Source organism: Erwinia sp. 2186, assembly GCF_057812255.1.
Map to the genome: position 1 here is coordinate 3,743,026 of NZ_CM173824.1, position 20,573 is coordinate 3,763,598.

Annotated in this window: 21 protein-coding genes; 8 read left to right on the top strand and 13 right to left on the bottom strand. The window is 55.3% G+C overall.

All coding sequences use genetic code 11. The annotated features are described in order from the left end of the window. Window positions 1-61 precede the first annotated feature (61 nt). The 4 genes from ppnP to aroL form a co-directional block, all read right to left on the bottom strand. Window positions 62-352 (bottom strand): pyrimidine/purine nucleoside phosphorylase, encoded by a 291-nt coding sequence (gene ppnP / locus ACXKZG_RS17510; RefSeq protein WP_013200988.1) that lies wholly within the window; start codon window positions 350-352, stop codon window positions 62-64. 60 nt (window positions 353-412) lie between these two features. Next, window positions 413-1,090 carry an AroM family protein gene (locus ACXKZG_RS17515; RefSeq protein ID WP_053142003.1) on the bottom strand — a complete coding sequence of 226 codons (678 nt, stop codon included), beginning with the start codon at window positions 1,088-1,090 and terminating at the stop codon, window positions 413-415. 298 nt (window positions 1,091-1,388) lie between these two features. Continuing rightward, window positions 1,389-1,580 (bottom strand): YaiA family protein, encoded by a 192-nt coding sequence (locus ACXKZG_RS17520; RefSeq protein ID WP_013200986.1) that lies wholly within the window; start codon window positions 1,578-1,580, stop codon window positions 1,389-1,391. Between the two features lie 103 nt (window positions 1,581-1,683). After that, the gene (gene aroL / locus ACXKZG_RS17525; RefSeq protein ID WP_013200985.1) at window positions 1,684-2,208 is read right to left on the bottom strand and encodes a shikimate kinase AroL; all 525 of its coding nucleotides are present in this window, start codon (window positions 2,206-2,208) and stop codon (window positions 1,684-1,686) included. 305 nt (window positions 2,209-2,513) lie between these two features. Between aroL and ACXKZG_RS17530 the strand changes: the two genes are divergently transcribed. Continuing rightward, window positions 2,514-3,242 carry a DUF2076 domain-containing protein gene (locus tag ACXKZG_RS17530; protein ID WP_346599608.1) on the top strand — a complete coding sequence of 243 codons (729 nt, stop codon included), beginning with the start codon at window positions 2,514-2,516 and terminating at the stop codon, window positions 3,240-3,242. Between the two features lie 37 nt (window positions 3,243-3,279). On the opposite strand, the gene ACXKZG_RS17535 is transcribed toward ACXKZG_RS17530, so the two are convergent. Continuing rightward, window positions 3,280-3,732, bottom strand: coding sequence for a YaiI/YqxD family protein (locus tag ACXKZG_RS17535; protein WP_013200983.1), 453 nt, complete (start codon window positions 3,730-3,732; stop codon window positions 3,280-3,282). Between the two features lie 208 nt (window positions 3,733-3,940). On the opposite strand from ACXKZG_RS17535, the gene proC reads away from it, so the two are divergent. After that, window positions 3,941-4,714, top strand: a complete 774-nt coding sequence (gene proC, locus ACXKZG_RS17540; RefSeq protein WP_049789642.1) for a pyrroline-5-carboxylate reductase — start codon at window positions 3,941-3,943, stop codon at window positions 4,712-4,714. Window positions 4,715-4,747: 33 nt separating this feature from the next. Here the strand turns inward: proC and ACXKZG_RS17545 are convergent, their stop codons facing one another. The 4 genes from ACXKZG_RS17545 to ACXKZG_RS17560 form a co-directional block, all read right to left on the bottom strand. After that, window positions 4,748-6,277: an FAD-dependent oxidoreductase gene (locus ACXKZG_RS17545; protein WP_488875207.1), complete on the bottom strand. Its 1,530-nt coding sequence runs from the start codon at window positions 6,275-6,277 to the stop codon at window positions 4,748-4,750. A 208-nt stretch (window positions 6,278-6,485) separates the two neighbouring features. Further along, window positions 6,486-6,791 (bottom strand): PsiF family protein, encoded by a 306-nt coding sequence (locus tag ACXKZG_RS17550; RefSeq protein WP_013200980.1) that lies wholly within the window; start codon window positions 6,789-6,791, stop codon window positions 6,486-6,488. A gap of 151 nt (window positions 6,792-6,942) precedes the next feature. Next, a complete protein-coding gene (gene iraP / locus ACXKZG_RS17555) occupies window positions 6,943-7,203 on the bottom strand; it encodes an anti-adapter protein IraP (protein ID WP_013200979.1) in 261 nt (86 codons plus the stop codon). A 229-nt stretch (window positions 7,204-7,432) separates the two neighbouring features. Next, a complete protein-coding gene (locus tag ACXKZG_RS17560; protein WP_488875208.1) occupies window positions 7,433-7,576 on the bottom strand; it encodes a hypothetical protein in 144 nt (47 codons plus the stop codon). A gap of 288 nt (window positions 7,577-7,864) precedes the next feature. Between ACXKZG_RS17560 and ACXKZG_RS17565 the strand changes: the two genes are divergently transcribed. Beyond that, window positions 7,865-10,945, top strand: a complete 3,081-nt coding sequence (locus tag ACXKZG_RS17565) for a beta-galactosidase (RefSeq protein WP_488875209.1) — start codon at window positions 7,865-7,867, stop codon at window positions 10,943-10,945. Between the two features lie 29 nt (window positions 10,946-10,974). Here the strand turns inward: ACXKZG_RS17565 and ACXKZG_RS17570 are convergent, their stop codons facing one another. Further along, window positions 10,975-12,183 carry a multidrug efflux MFS transporter gene (locus ACXKZG_RS17570; RefSeq protein WP_013200977.1) on the bottom strand — a complete coding sequence of 403 codons (1,209 nt, stop codon included), beginning with the start codon at window positions 12,181-12,183 and terminating at the stop codon, window positions 10,975-10,977. Window positions 12,184-12,512: 329 nt separating this feature from the next. After that, the gene (gene cspE / locus ACXKZG_RS17575) at window positions 12,513-12,725 is read right to left on the bottom strand and encodes a transcription antiterminator/RNA stability regulator CspE (RefSeq protein ID WP_013200976.1); all 213 of its coding nucleotides are present in this window, start codon (window positions 12,723-12,725) and stop codon (window positions 12,513-12,515) included. Window positions 12,726-13,296: 571 nt separating this feature from the next. On the opposite strand from cspE, the gene ACXKZG_RS17580 reads away from it, so the two are divergent. The 5 genes from ACXKZG_RS17580 (at window position 13,297) to ACXKZG_RS17600 (ending at window position 17,342) form a co-directional block, all read left to right on the top strand. Beyond that, window positions 13,297-13,545, top strand: coding sequence for a biofilm development regulator YmgB/AriR family protein (locus tag ACXKZG_RS17580; protein ID WP_013200975.1), 249 nt, complete (start codon window positions 13,297-13,299; stop codon window positions 13,543-13,545). A 292-nt stretch (window positions 13,546-13,837) separates the two neighbouring features. Beyond that, window positions 13,838-14,191 (top strand): hypothetical protein, encoded by a 354-nt coding sequence (locus ACXKZG_RS17585; protein WP_053141774.1) that lies wholly within the window; start codon window positions 13,838-13,840, stop codon window positions 14,189-14,191. A gap of 48 nt (window positions 14,192-14,239) precedes the next feature. Continuing rightward, on the top strand, window positions 14,240-16,120 hold the full coding sequence (locus ACXKZG_RS17590; RefSeq protein WP_488875210.1) for a cytochrome c biogenesis protein CcdA: 1,881 nt from the start codon (window positions 14,240-14,242) through the stop codon (window positions 16,118-16,120). Next, window positions 16,117-16,836 carry a DsbA family protein gene (locus tag ACXKZG_RS17595; RefSeq protein ID WP_488875211.1) on the top strand — a complete coding sequence of 240 codons (720 nt, stop codon included), beginning with the start codon at window positions 16,117-16,119 and terminating at the stop codon, window positions 16,834-16,836. Before ACXKZG_RS17590 ends, ACXKZG_RS17595 begins: the two co-directional genes overlap by 4 nt. Further along, on the top strand, window positions 16,836-17,342 hold the full coding sequence (locus ACXKZG_RS17600) for a protein disulfide oxidoreductase (protein WP_346599619.1): 507 nt from the start codon (window positions 16,836-16,838) through the stop codon (window positions 17,340-17,342). The genes ACXKZG_RS17595 and ACXKZG_RS17600 overlap by 1 nt, the downstream gene beginning before the upstream one ends. 31 nt (window positions 17,343-17,373) lie before the next feature. Here ACXKZG_RS17600 and ACXKZG_RS17605 read toward each other — a convergent pair whose 3' ends face one another. Together ACXKZG_RS17605 and ACXKZG_RS17610 are read right to left on the bottom strand one after the other, a co-directional pair. Then, complete coding sequence (locus ACXKZG_RS17605; RefSeq protein ID WP_013200970.1) at window positions 17,374-17,670, bottom strand: I78 family peptidase inhibitor; 297 nt, start codon at window positions 17,668-17,670, stop codon at window positions 17,374-17,376. Between the two features lie 295 nt (window positions 17,671-17,965). Next, window positions 17,966-20,485, bottom strand: a complete 2,520-nt coding sequence (locus ACXKZG_RS17610) for a bifunctional diguanylate cyclase/phosphodiesterase (RefSeq protein WP_488875212.1) — start codon at window positions 20,483-20,485, stop codon at window positions 17,966-17,968. Window positions 20,486-20,573 lie beyond the last annotated feature (88 nt).

Genomic DNA, 20,573 nt, shown 5'->3' on the forward strand with positions numbered 1-20,573 from the left:
AGAAGCTCAGCGCGAGACGGCTGAGCTTCTTTTGGCGCCGAACGGCGTCGGCCCTTCAGGTTTAATCTTTCAGATAGCGGCACAGATAGGAAGAAGGCTCTGCCACCTGCAGATGAAACTCGCTGTGACCGGGGACGTTAAACACCTGGCCTGGCTCAAAGTGCTTCCACTCGGCTTCACCTGGTAACAACACCTTCAACGATCCGCTGACTACCGTCATCTCTTCCGCCTGGCCGGTGCCAAACGTATATTCGCCTTCCGCCATCACGCCCACACTGGCGCGCCCGGTACTGGCACTGTCGAAACCAATTGATTTCACTTTTCCGTCGAAGTACTCACTGACGTTGAGCATATAAACATCCTTAAAATCAGAGAAAAAGATAACAGTGTAAAAGTGCCGAGAAGTTCTCGTTTACACAAGCAGTTCTGCTGCCAGTTTGGCTATTAACACATTGGACAACAATACCGGAATGCCTAACAGTTTCTGCAGGAAATCCCGATGCCGCTGGTGGTAGCCCAGACAATCCAGCACCACCACATCCGCGCCCTGCTCCTGTAAGTGCAGCGCAGCGTCAATCAGATCATCATCGCTGGTTTCCCACGGGCTGGCTACTGCAAAGTGGGGCTTCTGCCCCAGGCTCTGCCATTTGTACGCCTGCTCCGCGATATACTCTTCCCGCGCCACCACAATACCGACCTGATGCCCACCGGTGATCGCGTCCACCAGCGGCGGCAGGATACGGTAAGGTTCAAGCAGAATGGCGCTGTCAGTAAACAGGTTTTTGTACTGCCCGCTACACAGCATCAGGATAGTCTCAAAGCCCTGCTGTTCAAGTTCAAGGATCTTGTTTTGCAGCGCCGCTTCCACTTTCGCGGCCGAAAGCACCACGTGAGTGCCGTCTTCCAGGCGGGTCATCACCACCTTTTCATTGCCTGCCGTGGCGTATTTTTGCTGTATTTCGTCGTGGGTCAGATCGTCAAGCAATCCAACGTGGGCGATTTGTTCTTCAGGGAGATTTTCCAGTAGCAGAGGATGGAGATCGCTACGGGCAGCCTGGCCTAGTGTAAGTGTTGCAAGTGAGTGTTTCATCGTTTTACTTTCCGCAAAGTTCGCCCTGTCAGCGAACGTAACCGCCAGATCCTCAGTGGTGTCAGTACCGGGAACCACAGATACAGAAAGCATAGCAGCTGCCTCTGAAACAGCGTGAGGGTCAGCAGGCGTGGCGGTGTTTTTCAGAAAATCTTTCAAGAGTCAGTCCAGCTCGGGCTAAGGGATGATCGGTTTTTATTTTAGGTAAATCAGGGTGCCACAGAAAAATACGGGGAGGGTCTGGCGGGGTCAAGTCATAATCTCGCGGGGAGATCGCTGGCATCCTTGCCGGCCGCCATCACTCTTTGTCTTTATCTTCGTAACGGATTTTGGCGTCCTGCGCCTCTTGCTCAGTTTCATGCTCACTGATCAGCGTGTCAGGCTTAGGATGATCGGCGCGCAGTTCATACCAGGTGACAGTTTTCTCGGTGGTGCCTTTTTTAACCGGGACAATTTTTGCTTCACGTGGATACGGGGGTTTACCAGCCATATAATTTCCCTCTTGTCAGAATAAAAACCTCTGTCGGCAATAAAGGCCCGACAATCGCGTATCTGACTAAGTATAGACAAAGACTGGTATTTTTCCGCAGTATTTAGCTGGCGCGGGCCAGAGAGAGCATCGTAATGATGTCCTCTACCACCTTGTCCGGGCACTGCATGGCATTAATCACGTAATGCGCGGTCTGCTGATACAGTGCATCACGTGCAGCCAGCACTTCCACCATTTCATCGGCTATCGGGCGGCCGGTTAACGTCGGACGCTGATCCTGCTCCGGGTAGGCTTCCAGCCGCGCGGCCAGCACGTTGGCGTCCGCTTTCAGGTAGATAACCCGGCCCTGTTCACGCATAAATTTGCCGTTCTCCGCCGCCAGAACCATACCGCCGCCCGTGGCGATGACCGTGGCCGGCGCCGTCACCGCTTTTAATGACAGCGTTTCACGCTGACGAAACCCTTCCCACCCTTCTGCGGACACAATATCAGCAACGGTACGCTGCGTGGTTTGCTGGAGGTAGCGATCGGTATCACTGAAGGCATAGCCTAAAGCGTTCGCCAGCGCCTGACCTACGGTAGTTTTTCCGCAGCCGCGCGCGCCGATCAGATAAAGGGGTAACGACATAACTGGCACTTCCTCAGCCTGCTCGTCAGGGTCAACGCCCACGCCGAAAGGCAGATAATAATGAACTTTGCGTCGCATCATACCGATAATTTCCCTGCGCGACCAGTAGTCACTTTTTCTTTACACCCGCCGTGTGACCGAGGTCGATTAACAGACTGAATTATAACAATTAACAGGCTGTAATTTTAACTTTACAGTCACACAATAACCGCGCGATAACAGCAACATTTCCTTACCCGATGCACGTTTACTTTCCCACGCGTAGCCCCAATATAGTCAGCATCACCCGTTACGGAGTTAGACTAATGCAGAGCGAAGAACAACAGTTAATAGAGAGCCTGTTTGGCCGTTTAAAACAGGCTGAAACTCAGTCCGGCCAGCGTGACGCCGAAGCGGAGAAATTAATCCAGCAGCAGGTTCAGCAACAGCCAGGTGCACCTTACTATATGGCGCAGTCGATTCTGATTCAGGAAGCGGCACTGAAGCAGCTCAACAACCGTGTCAGTGAGCTGGAAGCCAGGCTGGCTCAGGCGCAGCAGCAACAGCCCCAGCAGAGCAGCGGCGGTTTTCTGGCCGGCCTGTTTGGCGGCGGCAGTCAGCGCCAGCAGCAGCCGACACAGCCACAGGCCCAGCAGCAGAACCCGTGGAACAGCGCGCCGCCTCCGCAACAGCAGCAGCAGCCTGCTTATGCGCCTGCGCCCGCTCAGGCTGCGGCCCCTTCCGCGACGCGCGGCTTTTTAGGCGGCGCATTGCAGACGGCGGTCGGCGTTGCCGGTGGCGTGGTGATGGCAGATATGCTGACCAGCATGTTCCATCATTCGCAGCCAGAGGAAATTGTGAACATTATCAACGAGCCGGCGATGCCGCAGGAAAACTTTGATAATAATCTCGATACTTTTAACGGCACCGGCAATGACAATCAGTTCGCCAGCCAGGATTCGGGCTATCAGCAGGATAACAGCAATGATTTTGCTGATTTCGGTGGTGACGACTTCAGCGGCGATGATTTTGGCGACGACGACAGCTTTGTCTGATTAACTCAGCGGGTGGAGTTCTCCACCCGCTTCTTGATTATTTCTTTTTCTGGCTGAGCAGCCACTTATCCAGTTCATTGGCAAACTGCTGGCGATCGCGCTGGTTCAGCGTCGCCGGTCCGCCGGTCTGCACGCCACTGGCCCGCATCGTATCCATAAAATCACGCATGGTCAGCCGTTCGCGAATAGTGGCGTCGCTGTAGCGTTCACCCCGTGGATTCAGCGCAATCGCCCCCTTCTCCATCACTTCTGCCGCCAGCGGAATATCCGCGGTGATCACCAGATCGCCCGCTTCAGCCCGGCGCACAATTTCGTTATCGGCCACATCAAAACCCGCCGGCACGCGCAGCGTGGTAATAAAGCGCGATGGCGGTACGCTCAGCGGTTGATTCGCCACCAACGTGACCTTCATCTGCTCGCGTTCGGCAGCCCGGTAAAGCACCTCTTTGATCACTTTCGGGCACGCATCGGCATCCACCCAGATTGGCATATGACCCCTTTCCTTTTTGTTATTACGATAAACAGGGAGATCATGCCGTGCTTTTCAGGAATGGCAAATCTAATCTGCCGGTAACGGCTAAACGAAGCGGAAACTGGATAAAGGCCGGGAATGACGTAAGCTAGAGCCGTATCAAATACTGACTGAAACAGGGAGCACAACGGTGGATAAGAAAATTGGTTTTATTGGCTGCGGCAATATGTCGAAAGCCATTATCGGTGGTCTGGTTTCGTCGGGTCAGATCGCACCTGAGAACATCTGGGTATTTGACCGTAAACCGGCCACCAATGAAGCGATGCAGCAGCAATACGGCATTACGCCGGCGTCCAGCGCGGAAGAAGTGGCCAAACAGGCCGATATCCTGTTTGGTGCGGTGAAACCCAATGTCATTTTGAACGTGCTGAAAGAGATCGCCAACAGCCTGAATAAAGATACCGTGGTGGTGTCAATTGCGGCGGGCATCACGCTGGATTCACTGGCGAACGTACTGGGCCACGACCGTAAGCTGGTTCGCGTCATGCCGAACACGCCGGCACTGGTGAATGAAGGGATGACCTCAGTGACGCCAAACGTGCTGGTCACCAAAGAAGAAGCCGATGAGATTGTTGATATCTTTAAGGGTTTCGGTAAAGCCGCGCTGGTGCCGGAATACATGATCCATGCGGTGGTCGGCGTAAGCGGTTCTTCCCCGGCGTATGTGTTTATGTTTATCGAAGCGATGGCGGATGCAGCGGTGCTGGGCGGGATGCCACGCGCGCAGGCGTATCAGTTTGCCGCGCAGGCGGTTAAAGGCGCAGCGCAGATGGTGCTGGAAACCGGCAAACATCCTGCTGAACTGAAGGATATGGTGTGCTCGCCTGGCGGCACCACCATTGAAGCGGTGAAAGTATTGGAAGAGAAAGGCTTCCGCGCGGCGGTGATGGAAGCGATGCAGCAGTGCATGGCCAAATCCGAGCGGATGAGCAAGGCCTGACCTTAAGGGGCGAACGGCGTTCGCCCCTGTCGATCACTTCAGCGCTTCTTTGACCAGCGCAGCGGTTTCAGCCATCGTCATCGGCTCCTGCATCCGCAAGACCAACTCGGCGGTGAAGGTATACAGCCCGCAGGAGGCTACCGCCGCCAGCTGGCCTTTCTGCCCATAGAGCGCGACAAATTTCTTATCTGCCAGCGACCCAAACAGCTGATAGTCATCCCACTCTTCCGCATGACCCAGATATTCGTAGCGCGTCCCAAACTGCGCGGTCCAGAAGAACGGCACGCGATCGAACGCTTCGTTTTGCCCCAACATGTTCTTAGCGGCAACCCGACCCTGCTGTTGCGCTACCCGATAGTGCTCAATCCGCAGCGGGCCTGACGCCGCCGGGAAGGTGGCGATATCGCCTGCGCTCCACACCTGGCTGGCCACTTCTAACGTCTCACTGGTGGTCAGGCTGGCATCGTCATTGAGCGGAATGTCATGAATAAACGAGGTGCCCGGCGCGACGCCCGTAGCCAACAGAACGATATCAGCCGGCACGATTTTACCGCTTTTTAACGCAATCGCACTGACGTGACCGTTATCTTCCTTCAGCTCAGCCACCTCGCCGTCGATAAACTCCACGCCTTTATCTTCATGCAGCTTGCGGAAGTAACCGGCAATCTCCTCACCGAAGGTGTTTTTAAACGGCAACGGTTCCGGTGCTACCACCTGTACCTTCACATCCTGCGCCCGTAGCGCAGACGCCAGCTCCATGCCGATAAAACTGTTACCAATAATCACCAGCTGCTTGGTGGCATCGACCGCCTGCAGCAGCTTGTCAGCCTGCTCAAGGCTGCGCAGCACATGCACGCCCTGCAGCGCCTTACCTTCCAGATCTGGCCGCTGCGGAATGCCGCCGCTGGCAATCAGCAACTTGTCATACTGCAAGCTTGTGCCATCGGCGAAATGCAGGGTCTGATTACGGCTTTCAAGCCGTTCGACGTCCGCCAGCTTATGTTCGGCATAGGCGGAGAAATCCTCTTTTAACAGCGGAGGAACCTCATCAATCTTCATGTTGCCGGAAGGGACAAATTTGGTCAGCACGGTACGATCGTAGGGCGCCTCACTTTCACGATCGACCAGGATCAGCTTGCCGGTAAAGCCTTCCCTGCGCAGCGTCCATGCCGCAGCCGCTCCTGCCGCGCCGGTGCCGAGGATCACAAAGACCGGATCCTGGCGATCGGCCTGGAAAGTGGCCAGCGGCGGCAGCGGTTGGGGATCCACCTGCACCATGCCGTTTTCAACTCTGACCGGATAGCGCTTAAGATCGCTCAGCGCTAACGGCTCGCAAAGACTGCCGTCATTCAGGCTGAAGTTGGCTTTATGCCACGGGCAAACCAGCCTGTCGCCATAGATTGCGCCCTGCTCTAACGGCGCGCCAGAATGGGGGCATTTACTTTGGAAGGCTTTCACTTCCTGCTGCTCGCGGATCAGAATTATACCGGTTTCACCTACCGGCACTCTGACGGGTTTTCGCTCAGGGAGATCCTGTAAAACGATGGCATTTTGATAGCTCACGACAAGGCTCCTTTTTATTATCTGTTTTCAAATCAACAGTAATAAGCCTGGCATTTACAGGGGAAAGGATCGAAAAGGGGCAGGCGAAGCGAGGATAATTACGCTTAAGCCATTGTTTATTATCGATTATTAATATCTAAGGAAATATGAATGAACGGTGGGACGGAGGGAAGTGCAAAAAGAGGGGCCTGAGCAGGCCCACCTCAGGTTAACTTTTTTTCAGGCAGCTGCTCATATAGGTTTTACGTTCATCCCCTTTCAGCATTTTTTCACCGGCCTGGGTATTACAGGTTTTCATTTTCATCTGCTGTGGCGTCATCGAGTCCATTTTGCTGTCTTTCTTCAGGCAATTGCTCATAAAGGTTTTTCGTTCATCGCCTTTTAAGGTCTTTTCACCGGCCTGCTGATTACACACGGTCATTTTTTGTTGTTGGGCGGTCTTTTCTGCCGCGCTGGCATAACCACCGGCCATTAACGAAAGCATTGCCGCAACCATCAGATATTTCAGCTTCATGTTTTCCATCCCTATTTGATTAACGAACACTCAAAGTTTGGCAGAAATTCAGACGGGAGCGAGAAAGAAAAGCAGAAATAAACATAAGGGAATAATGAACGGGGTCAACTCGTCACCGCATACATGCGAGCGACGGGTTTGATAAAGCAGATTACTGGCGGGGATGAAGCAAAAGGCGCTGAATGTAACCTTCCAGCAATGACGAGTCTTCGGGATTGATGGTCTCCGAACGTGTCGCCGTGTCCATCGCGGTAGTGATGCTGTCTGAGATCTGCTGGAATTGATGACTGTCCAGCTTACGCAGTAATGCGGTCACCACGATTTCTAACGCCTCAACCTGAGCCACTAATTCCTTGGACTCTTCTTCCTTCTCCGCCAGCCTGACCAGCAGTTCTGCAATGAGGTTTTTCATGCGGACGTCTCAGCGAGTTAAAGCAAGACGTTAACACCAGCAAAAAAAAAAGAAAATAGATAATCGCTATATTTTTTCGTTACTTAAACACGGTATTGATTTCATTATTCACTTTTGCGAAGCGCAGCAAATTTTTATTGCGAGCGAAACGTTTTGCTGCCTGTTAATGTCACAAAATAATCGTCAGCAATAAAAATCAGAGGCAATTTGCCTCTGATTTAAGGTTTTATCAGCCTGGGCCCTGAGAGAAGCCACCGCGTGGGCCACCGCCGCCCCAACCGCCACCGTGACCGCCGTCGCCGCCACCACCTGGAGGTGGGAACAGGCAACCACTTAAGGCTGTTACCAGCGCAATCACACTTACTACTTTCATTAATCGGTTCATTGTACAGACCTCCACGGAACAGTGGCGCTGATAGTAAGCGTCCGTTACCGGCCCAGCAATGCAGAATAGTCCGGTTCAGGACCATTTTTACCGCCAGTCACTACGCTTAACACTTTCCTGTCAGAACCCCGTAACAATGCTGGGTTAACCCGGTAAATTGCGGATTATCCGCAGGCTGTTTTACCTGCGATCGTGCTCGCAGGATCGCAGGGATCTGCTTTACAACGACGCCAAACCGGCGCAATGTGAGCGCATAACATTTATGAGGTATTGTTGATGAAACCCGCTCCTTCTCTCTCTTTGCAACAGCAACTGATCCGCCGTGATTGGGAAAATCCGGCCGTAACACAATTGAATCGCCTGCCTGCGCATCCGCCTTTCTCCAGCTGGCGTTCGGTTGCTGCGGCCAGAGAAGACAGAACGAGCGAGCGTCGCCAGTCACTGAATGGCGTCTGGAACTTCAGCTATTTCAGCCAGCCAGAACTGGTTCCGGACAGTTGGTTAGCGCAGGATCTGCCGGAGGCGGATCCCCAGCCGGTGCCGTCAAACTGGCAACTGGCCGGTTATGACGCCCCGATCTACACCAACGTCCAGTACCCTATTCCGGTCACGCCACCTTTTGTGCCGAAGGAAAACCCGACCGGCTGTTATTCACTCACCTTCAGCTGCGATCCGGACTGGCTGACGTCCGGACAGACGCGGATCCAGTTCGACGGCGTGAACTCGGCCTTTTACTTATGGTGCAACGGCCAGTTTATTGGCTATTCGCAGGACAGCCGCCTGCCGGCAGAATTCGATCTCTCCCCGGTGCTGACCCACGGCGAGAACCGGTTGGCGGTACTGGTACTGCGCTGGAGTGACGGCAGCTATCTGGAAGACCAGGACATGTGGCGCATGAGCGGGATTTTCCGCGATGTCAGCCTGCTGCATAAACCCGCCGTGCAGCTGAGCGATATCCAGATTGAAACGCATCTCAGCCCTGAGTTTCACTCCGCCCAGCTGAAAATTCTGGCGGTCTGCTCACTGGAGCATGCCGGGCAGTATCAGGTTGAGGTTCAGCTGTGGCGGCATAACGCGCTGGTTGGCAGCGTTCACCAACCGTTTGGCAGCGCGATCGTGGATGAGCGAGGCCGCTACAGCGATCGCACCACGCTGACGCTGCGCGTCGAAAATCCTGCGTTATGGAGTGCGGAAACGCCGCATCTTTATCGGGCGACCGCGGCGCTGCGCGATCTGCAGGGGAACCTGCTGGAAGTGGAAGCCTATGATGTCGGTTTCCGCAAAATCGAAATCCATCAGGGCTTGCTGAAGCTGAATGGCAAACCGCTGCTGATTCGCGGCACCAATCGCCATGAACATCATCCGGAACATGGCCAGGTGATGGATGAAGCGACGATGATCCGCGACATCACGCTGATGAAGCAGCATAACTTCAATGCCGTGCGCTGCTCGCATTATCCCAATCATCCGCTGTGGTATCGCCTCTGCGACCGCTTCGGACTGTATGTGGTGGACGAAGCGAATATCGAAACGCACGGTATGCAGCCGATGAACCGTCTGTCGGACGATCCGGTGTGGTTCAATGCCTTTAGCGAACGCGTGACCCGAATGGTACAGCGCGATCGCAATCACGCCTGCATCATCATCTGGTCGCTGGGCAACGAATCGGGGCATGGCAGCACGCATGACGCGCTCTGGCGCTGGATCAAAAGTAACGATCCGACGCGGCCGGTGCAGTATGAAGGCGGCGGTGCCGATACCGCCGCCACCGATATCATCTGCCCGATGTATGCCCGCGTCGATCAGGATCAACCGTTCGACGCGGTGCCGAAATGGTCACTGAAGAAGTGGATCGGTCTGCCGGAAGAAACCCGTCCGCTGATCCTCTGTGAATACGCGCATGCAATGGGCAACAGCTTTGGCGGCTTTGCCAAATACTGGCAGGCCTTCAGAGCGTTTCCACGATTGCAGGGCGGCTTTGTCTGGGACTGGGTCGATCAAAGCCTGACCCGTTACGATGCGCAGGGCAATGCCTGGCAGGCTTACGGTGGCGACTTTGGTGACACGCCCAACGATCGTCAGTTCTGCATGAACGGTCTGGTTTTTGCCGACCGTACGCCGCATCCTTCCCTGTTTGAAGCGCAGCGTGCGCAGCAATTCTTCCAGTTTTCGCTGCTCAGCACGCGGCCGTTAATCCTGCGCATTGAGAGCGAATATCTTTTCCGCCACAGCGACAATGAAATCCTGCGCTGGTGCATTGAGCATAATGGCGTGGAGATAGCGGCAGGTGAACAACCGCTGGCCATCGCTGCGGAAGGTCGGGTGGATATCGAACTGCCACCGTTTGCCGAACTTGATGATCAGCTGTGGCTTAACGTTGAGATTATCCAGCCAGAGGCGACAGCGTGGTCGCCGGAAAATCATCGCGTGGCCTGGGATCAATGGCAACTGCCTTCTCGTCTGCCGATGCCTTCACCGCTTAAGTCGTTGTTCATCCCCGAAATGGTGGAGACCGAACAACTGATCGAAATCCGTCAGCAGAACCAGCGCTGGCAGTTCTCAAAACACAGTGGCGAACTGGTGCAGTGGCTGATTGATGGGCAGCCTCAACTACTGACGCCATTACGCGATAATTTCACCCGCGCGCCGCTGGATAACGATATCGGCATCAGCGAAGTGACTAAAGTCGATCCGAATGCCTGGGTTGAACGCTGGCAGCGCGCCGGTTTCAATCATCTGGAAAGCGAGCTGACAGATTTCCAGGTCGATGCACTCAGCCGCAGCGTGCAGCTGACCACCACCCATGCCTGGTTGCATCAGGGCGAACGGCTATTTATCAGCCGTAAAAGCTACCTGATTGATAGCGCGGGAGAATTACATATTCAGGTTGAGGTAGATGTGGCTGCCGGCTTACCGGCACCGGCCCGCATCGGTCTCAGCTGCCAGTTAAGTCAGCCGGCAGAAAACGTCAGCTGGCTGGGCCTGGGCCCGCACGAAAACTACCCGGACCGCCTGCTGTCCGCGCAGTTCTCACGCTGGACGCAGCCACTCGACGCGCTCACTACGCCGTATGTGTTCCCCAGCGAAAATGGTCTGCGCTGCGGCACAAAATCGTTAAGCGTAGGCAGGATGAAGGTCGACGGGGAGTTTCATTTCTCGGTCAGTCGCTACAGCCAGCAACAGCTTCGCGAGGTGACCCACCGTCATCTGCTGCAGGAAGAGGAAGGCTGCTGGCTGGTGCTGGATGGGTATCATATGGGCGTCGGCGGCGATGACTCGTGGAGCCCCAGCGTCAGCCCTGAATTTCTGCTGTCAGCCTCACGCTATCGTTATGCGCTGACGCTGAAAGCAGAATAAACGCGTGTTCAGGCCTGACGGCAGCAGCGTCAGGCCTGAGCCGCAGTCACCACTTTGCGGTTACGCCAGGTGACGATCAGCTGAACCGTATTGGCCAGGACCACCACCGCCGTTGCCGCAAATACCCAGCGGAATCCGCCAATGGCCGACACGCCGGAACCAATCAGCGGCCCGACGACGTTGCCGAGGTACATAAATGACTGGTTGTAGCCAAAAATGCGTCCGGTAACCCGATCGCTGGAATAGCGCAGCAGCATGGTTTGCACCGCGGGCATCATCGCCCCTTCCGCAAACCCGAGCAGGAAACGCAGAGCACCCAGCTGGAAGGCACTTCCGGCCCACGACATGGTCACAAACAGCACGAAGGTCAGGATCAGCGCGGAAAACAGGATGCGCTGGGCGCCAATCCGGTCGCCCAGTTTCCCCAGCGTCGGCGCCGAAAACAGCGCAGACACGCCGGGTATGGCCGCTACCACGCCGCTGATAAAGGCAATGTTCTGCACGTTCGGCTCAAGTTCCCGCACAAACAGCGTCAGAATTGGGCTGATCGAACCATTGCACAGCTGAATAGTCAGGGTGGTCAGAAACAGGCTGATAATCAGGCCGGGATTGCCGAGTGAACGGAAGACCATGGTGCCGGAGAGCTTATCCTCTTTTTTCACTCGCGGCTGGCCGCCCTCTTTGATCAGGAACAGCGTTATCAGAAAACTGGTCAGCAATAATCCCGAGGTAATCAGGAACACCGCGCGTAGCCCAACCCAGTCCGCCAGGAAACCGCCCATCATCGGCCCCATGATCACGCCGCAAATTTGGGCGGTGGTCACCATACTCATCGCCCAGCCGCTGCGCTCACGCGGCACCTGGGTTGCCACCAGCGCCATGGCGTTGGGAATATAGCCGGACGTCAGCCCCATTAAGGCCCGCAGCAAAAACAGCTGCCAGACATCGGTGACAAATGCCTGCAGAAAAATCACTATCCCCATGCCCAGAGAAGCACGAAGCAGCATCAGCTTGCGGCCTTTACGATCGGCAAGGCTGCCCCACATCGGCGAGACGATGGCCGAGACCATAAAGGTTACGCTAAAGATAAGTCCGGACCAGAGGGTCAGCGAGCTGGGATCGGTAACGCCCAGTTGCTCAACGTAGAGCGGCAAAAAAGGGATGATTTGACTGATCGCGAGGCCGGTAAAGAGGCAGCCGAACCAGACTGAGATGAGGTTAACCTTCCAGGATTCCATCTTGCTGTGCTGAGGGCCTTATAGCAGAAGAGCGAGTTGGCAGTGTAACAAGGACATTTTAGCAATGAGTGGCAAATAACGGGATGGGGTTAACTTTGAAGTTTTACCCTGTTGGCATAGGGTCTCCAGCCGCAAAATGGCGCTGGCGCTGGCATTTCATGCCGGATGCGCAGTATTTCTGACTGGTGAAAACGTGGCGGGAAAGTGCAGCATGTCGCAGCCAGGATTTAAAAGCCCCAGACGCAAAAAACCCGCCGTTAAGCGGGTTTTCGTATTCTCGCTAGCTCTACACGGAGTAGACTCCGGTTCGCCTGCGAAAAGTTCTCTAATTACAGAGCAGTTACGTTAGCAGCTGCTGGGCCTTTCTGGCCGTTTTCGATAGAGAACTCAACTTTCTGACCTTCTTCCAGCGTCTTGAAGCCGCCGTTCTGGATTGCAGAGAAGTGTACGAATACGTCTTTGCTGCCGTCGGTTGGGGAGATGAAGCCGAAACCTTTCTCAGCGTTGAACCATTTTACTAAACCAGTCATTTTGTTAGACATTTGTCTTTCCTTCAATAAGTATTAAGCCGCAAAGGGCACGGGTTTTTCAACAGGGTGGACTTATGAGGCACTTAAGAAGGAAGTCAGGAAGAGATATCAGAGATAACCTTTAACTGAAAACTGCTTTAATAAATTTGCTCGCATACGTTGTCTGTTTCAAAACCGACGATGCATTTACTCATAACGCAGGATGCAGTTCAATACCTGATGATTAAAAAAAACCGAAACCAACATCAAGTCACTGTAAAATAACTAAAAATAGTTTAGTTTTTTTCGTTCAGCGACGAAATCATCCACTTTACCTTCTCATTTACCGTGGCAAACCCCAGTCAAAACCGGCCTGTGGGTGCGCTCTCCTCTGCGCCAGAGTAAAAAGCATAATGAAAAATATTTCTGATTGTTACTGGCTTTCCTGCGGCTGCCATCTAGAGTAATTAAAATCTCCGCCTGATTATTCGCAGGCTCAGTATCGATTGACCGTCCTGGTGAATCGACGCGTATTTAAAAATGATAATCCTGATCTCATCGGTTCGCCGCTGGGCGATCGGTGGTGCCTTTCTGGAGGTTAATCATGAGACATTCAACGCCTGGCGCTGGCCGCGCAATAACGGAATATTTTAACAGTCCGGCTTTTCATGCGCCGAAAGAGAGTGAACTGCTGGCGGCAATCCTGACCGAACTGATGCGCCGGGGACGGCCTACCCACAGCAAAGTGATTATCGCCACGGTGATTGCCAAGCTGGAAGGGGAAGTCGATGAGGCGCTGCTGCAAGGGTATCGCAATTTACTGACGCAGCTATTGGAAGAGAAAGAAGAGTAATTTTCGGCCTGCCCTCCTGCTTGATGAAAGGTGCCCACCTGCGTGTCGCTGCCTTAATTTCGCCTGCCTGATGCAAAAAAAATCCCGCACGAGGCGGGAATAAGACGAGCATTGCATGTTTCGCAGTGACCAGCAGATCACCTTTGTTAGCCCGATACCCTACCGCGCCCAGGTTGCAATTCTGTGACATGCTGAACTTCCTTTTCCTGATATTACGTATGTTTACACGCGACCAGATTGCTAACCCTGACCACCCCGTTATCATTGGCGCACTCTTTTCAAAGGATTCGGCATGAACGCTCAGCGACGGCGCGCAACGGGATTATTAAGTCTGGCCTGTCTGGTTATCCTGCTCTGTCTGGGTGTGCGGATGGTTGGCGCGCCTGCGCCTGCACCCGCGGTAACCTCCGTTTCAACACTCAGTGACGCGGCTGACTCTGACCTGTCTCCTACCCCTTGTGAACTGAGCGTGAAGTCCCTGCTCTCTGCCTTGCCCGAAATTGCCGCGATGGCGTTGCTGGCATTAGCGGTGGTGATCCTGCTGTTTACGCCATTGCTGATGCGCCTGCCAGTCCGCTACCTGCGTCCGCCGCTGGCCCCGCCTGAACGAAGGCTCCATCTCTGCCACTGCGTCTTCCGTGAATAAGTCACCGCCCGATCGGATTGGTGTCTTTTACTTATTTACGGAGAAACAATGCAATATCTTTTCAGGACCTTACTGGTTGTCCTGCTCAGCCTGTGGCTGCCTGCGTTGCAGGCAGCAGACAGCGGCTGGCTGACCACCCCTCAGAACGATCATGCCCAGGTTCGCGTTCGTGCCGATAATGCCAGCGAAGGATCCACCCGCGTGCTGCTGGATATCAAACTGCAGGACGGCTGGAAGACCTACTGGCGATCGCCTGGCGAAGGCGGAATTGCGCCCGAAATCCGCTGGGACGGTTCGCCTCCAGCAGCCAGATGGTTCTGGCCGGTGCCGCAACGCTTTGACGTTGCGGGCCTGACTACCCAGGGTTATCACCACCAGGTCGCGCTGCCCATTACGATGGCGGGCAAGGTGCGCGATCGCCTGAGCGGTACGCTGACGCTTTCAACCTGTAGCAACGTCTGTATTCTGACCGATTATCCGTTCAGTCTGGATATGCAGCGTCCCTCAGACAAACGCTTTGCGCATGATTTTGCCGAGGCGATGGGCCAGGTTCCGGTAGCCAACGTGCTGACCGATACGCTGCAGGCGGGCTATCAGTCCGGCAAGCTGCAGATCACCGCGACGCGTGCCGGCGGCTGGCGCCAGCCGGACCTGTTTATTGACGATCGCAGTGACGCCAGCTTTGGCAAACCGGCGCTGACCATCAAGGGTGACACCCTGCAGGCAGTGGTGCCCGTCAGCGATCAATGGGGCGAAGGTGCGCCGGATTTGCAGGGCGAAACGGTCTCTCTGGTGCTTGCCGACGGCGGTCTGGCCCAGCAGAGCGAATTAAAAATTGGCCCGCCCGTGGCGTCAATCGGCGGCGGCATTGCGCTGTGGCAAGTGGTGTTAATGGCGCTGGCGGGCGGCTTTATCCTCAATCTGATGCCCTGCGTGCTGCCGGTGCTGGGCATGAAGTTAGGTTCGATCCTGCAGGTAGAACAGCGCAATAAACGCGCGGTGAGGCTGCAATTTATCGCTTCCAGCGCCGGTATTATCGCGTCCTTTATGGCGCTGGCGCTGCTGATGACCGTCCTTCGTCTGAGCAACCACGCGTTAGGCTGGGGAATTCAGTTCCAGAATCCGTGGTTTATCGGCTTTATGGTGCTGATTACGCTGCTGTTCAGCGCCAATCTGTTCGGCCTGTTCTATTTCCGTCTGCCCTCTTCTCTCTCCACGCGTCTGGCCACGCACAACGGCGACGGCATCGCCGGGCATTTCTGGCAGGGCGCCTTTGCCACGTTGCTGGCAACGCCGTGCTCTGCGCCGTTCCTTGGAACAGCGGTGGCCTTTGCGCTGGCGGCTTCCCTGCCGATGTTATGGGGAATTTTCATCGCGCTGGGCATCGGTATGAGCCTGCCGTGGTTGGTAATCGCCCTGTTCCCCGCACTGGCGCTGAAGTTACCAAAAGCCGGTCGCTGGATGAACGGCGTGCGTATTGCCATGGGCGTGATGATGCTGGCTTCCTGCCTGTGGCTGGTCAGCCTGCTGTTCAGTCATCAGGGCGTCAGCTTCACGCTGATGGATGACCACATCAACTGGCAACCGCTGAGCGAGCAAGCCATTACTGATGCCCTCGCCACCGACAAACGGGTGTTCATCGATGTCACGGCCGACTGGTGCATTACCTGCAAGGCCAACAAATTCAACGTGCTGATGCGGCCTGACGTCCAGCAGGCCTTACAATCCGGGGACGTGGTGGCACTTCGCGGCGACTGGAGCCGTCCCTCTGCGGCCATCAACACCTTTCTGAAACGTCGCGGCAGCGTGGCTGTCCCGTTCAATCAGGTTTATGGCCCAGGCAATCCACAGGGAACCGTGCTGTCACCGCTGCTTGAGCGTCAACAATTATTAACCGCGTTATCTGACGCAAAAGGAAAGGCGAAATGAAAAAGTTACTGATAACTCTGCTGCTGGTCAGTTCTCCGGTACTGGCTGCGCCACCGTTTACGCCCGAGCAGGAAGTGCGTATCCGGGAACTGATCCGCCAAACGCTGGTTGAGAACCCTAAAATCCTGGCGGAAGCGGCAGATGCTTATGATAAGCAGGCGCAAAAAGAGCAAGGCGCGGTGATTGCTCAGGTGATTGAACAAAATAAAGCGGCGCTGTTCGAGGATGAGAGCAGCCCACGGCTGGGATCGAAACAGGCCAAAGTGACGCTGGTTAACTTTACCGATTACAACTGCGTTTACTGCAAACAGTTCGATCCCGAGCTGGAGAAATTAGTCAAAAATTACCCGGATGTTGCGGTGGTGATCAAACCGTTGCCGTACCGCTCGGAAACCTCCCTGACCGCCGCACGCCAGGCACTGATGTTCTGGCGTGAAAAGCCGGCGCAGTTTTGGGCACTCCACCAGCGGCTGATGGCTAAAAAAGGCTATCACGATGAGGCCAGCATCAAAGCGGCGGAGAAAAAAGTGGGGCTGAGCTTCATCGACCCCGATCGGCGCAGCACGGAAACCATCAACAGCAACCTGCAGCTGGCTCAGCATCTCGGCGTTTCCGGTACGCCCGCCACGCTGATTGGCGAGCAGATGGTTTCAGGCGCGATCCCTTATGAACAGCTGGAAGCGCTGGTCAAAGCGCAGCTTGAGCAGGTGAAATAATGGCTAAGGGGCGACGCATTCTTCGCGATCTGCTGCTGATGATGATGATGATGGCGGTGCTGTTTACGGTGATTGATTTCTTCCGTGCCCCGCAGGCGCCGACAGGCTTTGCAGACATCCCGCTTCACACCATTGATGGCCGGGACGTGACGCTGGCCGAGCTGAGCATGAAAAAACCGCTGCTGGTTTACTTCTGGGCGAGCTGGTGTGGCATCTGCCGCTACACCACGCCTGACGTGGTGAAACTCAGCGATAACGGCAGCAACGTGCTGACCGTGGCCATTCGCTCGGGTGACGACAGTCGCGTGGTGCGCTATTTGAATGGCAAACATCTGACGCTGCCGGTGGTCAACGATCCGCAGGGAAGCATGGCGGCTAACTGGGATGTCAGCGTAACGCCGACGCTGCTGGTCGTCTCGAAAGGTCAGGTGGTGCAAAGCACTACCGGCTGGACCAGCTACTGGGGAATGAAGTTGCGCCTCTGGTGGGCGCAAAAAAAACATTAATACTGAACGGGCCGGAAATTCGGCCCTTTTTTTAGCCGCAATAAACCCGGCTGATGTTGCTTTTGGCATCGCCCATAAAGTTCAGACGATTGAGGTTGAAGTCCATTGTCACCGCAGAATTATACGGAATCGCGCGAACAGGATGTTCGAAACGCAATCCATCTATGGCTGACAAGGGTTTGCCCACGTACTGCTGATATTCAGAGGCACCACAACGATCCATTTCCGGATCGACCGCAGCGGAACTGTTCCCATTCTTCGTCGCCGTCTGGCAACCGGATAACGCCAGCAGCGCTGCGATAGCGGCAATTTTTCCATAAAACTTCATAACTTCTCTCCTGTGCTTTTATCTTCGGCAATCAACAGGAAGCCTACCAGACCCGACGCCGTGATGATAATCGCTTTTCGTAACGCTGTTTGTTTCTGTGATCCGGGATAACGCGGCACAAAATGCCTCAGCGGGATGCCGTAGCCAGCGCTATAATTTAAGAATTATCTGAGATAGGAGGTTCTTATGGAACTGGTTGTGTTTGTGTTGTTCGCCGTCATCATGACGTTTGTTGCGGTTCGTGTCCGCTAACGTAAAAAGCCCGCTTAAGCGGGCTTTTTTGTGTCGGCGATCGTCATGCTACCGGTGAAACCTCCGTGTCCAGCAGCAGGCGGAACCGGTCCAGCGGCATCGGCCGGCCGAGGTAATAACCCTGGCCTTCCTGACAGGCAATCGACTGCAACTCCTGCAGCTGCTCGCGGGTTTCAATCCCTTCTGCCGTCACCGTCAGGGCAAATGCCCTGCCGAGGCCAATGATGCCTTCGACGATCGACAGCGCCTGTGGCGAGTTCGGGAAGTCATTCATATAGGAGCGGTCCATCTTCATGCCATCGAACGGGAAAGTTTTCAAATACCCCAGCGAGGCATAGCCTGCGCCGAAGTCATCCACCGTTAACCGTACGCCAAGGGTCTTCAGCGCCTGCATCACTTCCAGCGCGCTTTGGGGATTCTCCAGCGTGATATTTTCGGTGATTTCCAGTTCAAGGCGCTCCGGCGGCAGCCCGCTGCTGTGCAGGGCATTCGCCACGCGCTTCGCCAGGTGGCCGCTGCGAAACTCAACCGGAGAAATATTCACCGAGACGTACATCGGCGACGGCCAGCTCATCGCGTCGGTGCAGGCGCGGTGCAACACCCAGGTACTGATATCGATGATTAAACCGGTTTCTTCCGCCAGCGGGATAAAGCTGTCCGGCATGATCATCCCGCTGGCCGGATGCTGCCAGCGGATCAGCGCTTCCGCCCCTTCCAGCCGCTCTTTTTTCAGGTCATAGCGAGGCTGATAGTACAACCGCAGTTCATCACCGCCGATGGCTTTACGCAGGTTGCGCTCCATCTCACGGCGTTTGACCAACAGTTCGGCCATTTCTGGCGTGTACCAGGTCCAGCGATTGCGCCCTTCCTGCTTCGATTTATACAGGGCAATATCCGCCAGCCGCAGCAGTTCTTCGGCCTGCATCGCATCGCGCGGTGCCAGCGCAATCCCCAGGCTTGCCCCAAGGAAAACTTCATGCTGGCCGAGCATAAACGGACGACGGAGTTCATCGATCAGCGATTTGCAGCAGGCGGCAATTTCCGCTTCATCGGCCAGATTAGAGACGATCAGCACAAACTCATCGCCGCCCTGCCGTGACACCAGATCGCCCGCCTTCAACACGCTGCGCAGTCGGTGAGAGACCTCATTCAGCACACAATCCCCGGCCGCATGTCCCCAGGTATCATTGATCGGTTTGAAGTTATCCAGATCCAGGCTGATCAGCACCAGCGGCCGCTCCACCGTCGGTTGCGCCTGCAGGCGACCGAGCAGAAACTCGCTCATATAGACGCGATTTGGCAGGCCGGTCAGCGCATCGTGTTGAGATAAATAATGGATGCGCGCCTGGGCTTCCACTTCCTGGGTGATATCCGACACCGTGCCGCGATAACCGGCGATCTGCCCATTCACCGTCACCGGATTGGCGATCAGGCTACAGATACGTTTTGCCCCCAACGCCGTCACCGAGTAGCAGCGCAAGGCATGGCGCAGACCGTCGGCACGCTGCTGGATGATCCAGTCAGAAACCAGATGCTCGTCGTGCTGCAATACGTCATCCAGCGAACGTCCCAGCATCTTCGCCACGTCGTAGTGGGTCACGGCGGCAAACCGTTTGGACAGATAGGTTAGCGCGCCCTGTGCATTGGTTTCCCAAATCCAGTCCGAGGCGGTTTCTGCCACGTCGCGAAAACGGGATTCACTGTCCGCCAGTTCGCGTTGGCTGTGCATTAGCTGGGTGAAGCGATCGTCGGACAGCGCGGCGTTATGCATGGCGTGATTGATCACTCTGCGGGCCACCAGCGCCAGGATCAGCGCGGTAATCAGCAGCATCGGCAACACGATAAACAGCAGGGTGCCGCCAGGTGCTAACGAATCCCAGCGGATCACAATCGGCGGTTCATCAGCAATCTCTTCATTGAGCAGCGGCGGGACAAAGCTGTCGTGGGCGCTGTCAGGGACCCGGGCGTTGATGACGCCTATACTGTCGCCAAACGCTTTCAGTTTTTCCGGGGTGAAGCGATTCACAAACACCATCACCGACGGCGGGCCGGGCATCGTTTTCAGGCCAGGGACTTTGCCGTTGGTGATCGGCGCAGCGGCGACAATTGCCGGTGTGGTGCCAATCATCGCATTGATGGTCAGCGCATTATCCTCGGCGGCGAGCGCGCGGGCACTTTTGATCAGCGGCGCCGCATGAATGCCCAGCCAGCTTTCCAGCTTCAGGTCGGACAGCTTGCCGTTGATCACCGCATAACTTGTCCGCCCGCTGCCGTCCACCACAAACACCCCTTCGTAGTGATATTCGGTGAAAAGCCCCGGACCAAAGTTCTGCTGATCGTAAGCCCAGACCGGATCCACGGTCAGATGCAGATGGTTCCAGGCTTCGCCCCAGAAGGCATAGTCACGGATATCGGTCAGAATGTTCTGGCGGTTTTCCTTCCAGGCGTTGTGCAACAAGAACGTCTCTTGCTTTACCGCGTCGGCATTCTGTCGCCAGGCAATGCCGACCACCAACAGCATTGCCAGCAGCATCACGATACTGAGCAACAGGGACAGCGACATCAGTAAGCGCCGGGTGAAAAACGTCGTTTTATGACCCTCGGCGGTAAGGTGTAGATTCAGGGTCGGTGGAAATTTCATGTACTCGGAC